This is a genomic window from Flavobacterium sp. (assembly GCF_039916025.1).
Lineage (GTDB): Bacteria > Bacteroidota > Bacteroidia > Flavobacteriales > Flavobacteriaceae > Flavobacterium.
Map to the genome: position 1 here is coordinate 1 of NZ_JBDSMB010000086.1, position 4,943 is coordinate 4,943.

Here is a 4,943-nt window from a genome sequence, read left to right on the forward strand (position 1 = left end):
ATCCTTTTTCCTCTAATTCGTAAGCCAGTTCTTTTCCGCCCGATTTTACGATTTTTCCATCCATCAAAACGTGAACGAAATCCGGAATGATATAGTCTAACAAACGTTGGTAGTGCGTGATTACAATAACCGCATTGTTCTGGCTTTTCAATTTGTTTACGCCGTTCGCTACAATTCGCATAGCATCAATATCCAAACCTGAATCGGTTTCGTCAAGTATTGCCAGTTTTGGTTCCAACATAGCCATTTGGAAAATCTCGTTACGTTTCTTTTCACCACCCGAAAAACCTTCGTTTAACGAACGCGACAAGAACTTTCTGTCGATTTCCAGTAATTCTGATTTTTCACGGATTAATTTCAGCATTTCGTTCGCTGGCATTTCTTCTTTTCCGTTGGCTTTTCTAGTTTCGTTGATAGCTGTTTTCATGAAGTTCGTTACCGAAACTCCAGGAATTTCAACCGGATATTGAAACGAAAGAAAAACGCCTTTGTGTGCTCTTTCTTCCGGCGCTAATTCTGAAATATCTTCACCTTCTAAAAGAATTTCTCCTTCTGAAACTTCGTATTTTTCATTTCCTGCAATGATAGAGGCCAACGTACTTTTACCGGCACCATTTGGACCCATGATTGCGTGAACTTCTCCCGCATTTACCTCAAGGTTAATTCCTCTTAAGATTTCTTTGTCTTCAACACTTGCGTGTAAATTTTTTATCTGCAACATAATTAATTTGGAAATTTGATAATTTGGAAATTTGGAAATTCCAAGATTATTTTTGTTTTGATGTTATTATTATTTTGTTGACTATTCTTGAAATATTACTTATTTGATTTCTTAGTTCTTCTGCGTTTGGATAGTTTTCTGAAAATTTACAAAGTTCTAACCAATAAATTGTTTCTTCTATTTCTTTAGCAGCAATTTTAAATTTGTGTATAAAATCCGCTTTACTTTCTGCGTTTTAGGCTTCTCTGATATTAGCTCCAATTGATGTTCCAGATTTAAGAAGTTGGTTTGCAATCACAAATTTTTTATCTTCCAGTAAACCCTCACAATATTTTATAATGTTTAACGCAAACTGAAAAGTTAATTTGATAATTAAGTTGTCTTTGTCTTCCATTTTCAAATTTTCAAATTACCTCATTTTCAAATTAAAATTATCCTACTGAACCTTCGAGTGAAATTTCAAGTAATTTTTGTGCTTCAACAGCAAATTCCATCGGAAGCTTATTTAATACATCTTTGCTGAAACCGTTTACAATAAGCGCAATTGCTTTTTCGGTTGGAATTCCACGTTGATTGCAATAGAAAACCTGGTCTTCACCAATTTTTGAAGTCGTTGCTTCATGTTCGATTATAGCGGATGAATTTTTACTTTCGATATATGGAAAAGTGTGTGCGCCGCAATTATTTCCCATTAGCAGCGAATCACATTGTGAGAAGTTACGAGCGTTATCGGCACGAGCGCTTATCTGAACCAAACCTCTGTAACTGTTTTGAGATTTTCCTGCTGAAATTCCTTTTGAAATGATAGTCGATTTAGTGTTTTTACCTAAGTGAATCATTTTCGTTCCGGTATCAGCTTGCTGGAAATTATTGGTCACGGCGATTGAATAAAATTCACCTATCGAATTATCGCCTTTCAAAATCACCGAAGGATATTTCCAGGTAATAGCCGAACCAGTTTCAACCTGTGTCCATGATATTTTTGCGCCTTTCTCGCACAAACCTCTTTTGGTTACAAAATTGAAGACGCCGCCTTTTCCTTCTTTGTTTCCAGGATACCAGTTTTGCACCGTTGAATATTTGATTTCGGCACCATCCAATGCGATTAATTCAACAACTGCAGCATGCAATTGGTTTTCATCACGGCTTGGTGCTGTACAACCTTCGAGATACGAAACATAACTGTCTGCATCAGCAATCAAAAGTGTTCTTTCAAATTGCCCTGTTCCGGCTTGATTGATTCGGAAATAAGTTGAAAGTTCCATTGGGCAACGAACTCCTTTTGGAATATAACAGAACGAACCATCGGAGAAAACCGCCGAGTTCAATGCTGCGTAGAAATTATCTTTTTGTGGGACAACCGTTCCTAAATATTTTTTTACTAATTCAGGATATTCACGAATAGCTTCCGAAATAGAACAAAAAATAATTCCCTTTTCGTTCAATGTTTTCTTGAAAGTAGTAGCCACAGAAACAGAATCGACCACGATGTCCATCGCAATATTGTTCATTTTTTTCTGCTCGTCTAATGAAATTCCAAGCTTTTTGTACATTTCCAAAAGCTCCGGATCAACATCATCTAAAGTTTTGTTTGGGTCAACTGCTTTTGGTGCTGAATAATACGAAATCGCCTGAAAGTCTGGCTTTTCATAACGAACATTTGCCCAATTTGGCTCAATCATTTCCTGCCAGGCGCGGAATGATTCGATACGCCAATCGGTCATCCATTGTGGCTCTTCTTTTTTCAAAGAAATCGCACGGACAATGTCTTCATTTAATCCAATAGGAAACGTTTCCGACTCAATGTCAGTATAAAACCCGTACTCGTATTCTTTACTTTCGAGTTCAACTTTTAAATCGTCTTCGGTATATTTTGCCATTTTGTTTGTTTAATTTTATAGAGAAAATGATTCTCCGCATCCGCAAGTTCTGGATGCATTCGGATTGTTAAACACAAATCCTTTTCCGTTCAATCCGCCCGAAAATTCCAAAACTGTTCCTGCTAAATACAGAAACGATTTTTTCTCAACGGCGATTTTCACGTGATTATCTTCAAAAACTTTGTCGTTTTCATGTAGTTCTTTATCGAATTTCAATTCATACGACAAGCCCGAGCAACCACCACTTTTTACGCCCACACGAACGTAATCTTTGGCAGCGTCAAAACCGTCTTCCTGCATCATCGAAACGATTTTTTTACTAGCGTCATCAGAAACTTTGATCATAGCTTATTTTAATTTTGTCTAAATAATGGGCAAAGTTAATACAATTATCCCTTTTTACCTCATAACCATAGATTTTTATAACTAATTTAAGAATAGAAAAAAATGATTTTGAGTAATTAAAAGCCTTATATTTTTAGTAATTTGCGTCACTTTTAAATTCATATAATCCATGAAAATATATCCTATTGAAGCTGGGAATTTTAAACTTGATGGTGGCGCTATGTTTGGTGTTGTCCCAAAACCTATTTGGACAAAAACCAATCCGGCTGATGAAAATAATATGATTGACATTGCAGCAAGATGCATGTTGATTGAAGATGGTAACAGTTTAATAATTGTTGACACTGGAATGGGTAACAAACAATCAGACAAATTTTTTGGTTATTATTCGCTTTGGGGAAATCACTCTTTGGACAAATCTTTAGCTAAATATGGTTTTCATCGTGATGATGTTACTGATGTTTTTATGACGCATTTGCATTTTGATCATTGTGGCGGAAGCGTAAATTGGAACAAAGACAAAACCGGTTACGAATTGGCATTCAAAAATGCCAAGTTTTGGACAAACGACAACCATTGGGAATGGGCAACCAAACCAAATCTCCGTGAAAAAGCTTCTTTCCTGTCAGAAAATATCTTACCGATGCAGGAAAGTGGTCAATTGAATTTTATCAAAAGGCCTGAAGGGGATTTTCTTACGAAATCAGAACTAGATTTCGGGATTTTCTTTGTGGATGGCCATACCGAAAAAATGATGTTGCCACATATTCAATACCAAGATAAGACCATTGTTTTTTGTGCCGATTTGATTCCAACAGTCGGGCATTTGCCATTGCCTTATGTTATGGGTTATGACACCAGACCGCTTTTAACCTTGCCTGAAAAAGCAAAGTTTCTAAATAATGCAGCTGATAATAATTTTTATTTATGGCTCGAGCACGATGCTCATAATGAAATTATCACTGTTGAAAATACAGAAAAAGGCATCCGTTTAAAAGAGGTTTTTCGTTGTGAAGATATCTTAACATAGTGTTAATCCTTTCTTTGACTGTAACAAAACATTTTAATTTTACACCAATTCATAAATAATAAACAAAAACAGACTATGAAAGTTTTACAATTTTTGCTGATTTCAATGTTTTCATTGACATTATTTGCACAAGAAACCACTCAACCATTTGCTAAAAAAACACCTTTAACAGAACAACAATTACAACGTTGGAGTCATCTTGATTTAGAAAAAGATACGATTCCCGGGATGAGTGTTGATAAAGCGTATGCGGAACTTCTAAAAAACAAAAAAGGTGTAAAAGTAATTGTGGCAGTTGTCGATTCAGGGGTTGATACTAACCACGAAGATTTGAAATCGGTTATTTGGACCAATAAAAAAGAAATTCCTAATAACGGAAAAGATGATGATAAAAATGGTTTCGTGGATGATGTTCACGGTTGGAATTTTTTAGGCGAATCAAATAATGAAAACCTGGAAATGGTTCGTATTTTGAAAAAGGGCGATGATGGTTCGGAAATCTACAAAAATGCATTGGCTGATTATACTGCAAGACTTAAAGAAGCAAATGAAGATAAAGAAACTCTAGATGTGATATTGAACGCCGACAAAATGGTTGCTGAGTTTCTAAAAAATGACAATTATACTCTTTCAGAATTAAAAGATATGTCTTCGGTTAAATTTGAATTGTATGACAGCAAAAGAATAATGTTATCTTATGCTACGCAAAAAGGCGCTACTTTTCACGATGATCTAAAAACTTATAAAACCGCAATTTACGATCAAATAGACTATAATCTTAACAAAGATTTTGATGCGAGAAAGTTAGTAGGCGATAATCCAGACGATATCAATGATAAAAAATATGGTAATAATGTTGTTTACTCTAAAGAGCGTAAAGATAATCTTCATGGAACTCACGTTGCCGGAATAATTGCTCAGGTAAGAAATAACAATCTTGGTGGTGATGGTGTTGCTGATAATGTAG

At 35.4% G+C, this 4,943-nt stretch carries 5 protein-coding genes and 1 pseudogene; 2 read left to right on the forward strand and 4 right to left on the reverse strand.

All coding sequences use genetic code 11. The annotated features are described in order from the left end of the window. The 4 genes and pseudogenes from sufC to ABIQ27_RS05715 all read right to left on the reverse strand — a co-directional run. A partial coding sequence (sufC, locus tag ABIQ27_RS05700; protein ID WP_348032819.1) for a Fe-S cluster assembly ATPase SufC occupies positions 1-721 on the reverse strand: 721 nt, incomplete at its 3' end. Between the two features lie 46 nt (positions 722-767). Continuing rightward, a pseudogene (locus ABIQ27_RS05705) lies at positions 768-1,115 on the reverse strand (four helix bundle protein). Between the two features lie 37 nt (positions 1,116-1,152). After that, positions 1,153-2,601, reverse strand: a complete 1,449-nt coding sequence (sufB, locus tag ABIQ27_RS05710) for a Fe-S cluster assembly protein SufB (RefSeq protein ID WP_348032820.1) — start codon at positions 2,599-2,601, stop codon at positions 1,153-1,155. A gap of 15 nt (positions 2,602-2,616) precedes the next feature. Beyond that, entirely contained in the window at positions 2,617-2,946 is a 330-nt protein-coding gene (locus tag ABIQ27_RS05715; RefSeq protein WP_348032821.1) for an iron-sulfur cluster assembly accessory protein, read from the reverse strand. Positions 2,947-3,115: 169 nt separating this feature from the next. Between ABIQ27_RS05715 and ABIQ27_RS05720 the strand changes: the two genes are divergently transcribed. Beyond that, on the forward strand, positions 3,116-3,976 hold the full coding sequence (locus ABIQ27_RS05720) for an MBL fold metallo-hydrolase (RefSeq protein WP_348032822.1): 861 nt from the start codon (positions 3,116-3,118) through the stop codon (positions 3,974-3,976). A gap of 75 nt (positions 3,977-4,051) precedes the next feature. Continuing rightward, a partial coding sequence (locus tag ABIQ27_RS05725) for a S8 family serine peptidase (protein ID WP_348032823.1) occupies positions 4,052-4,943 on the forward strand: 892 nt, incomplete at its 3' end.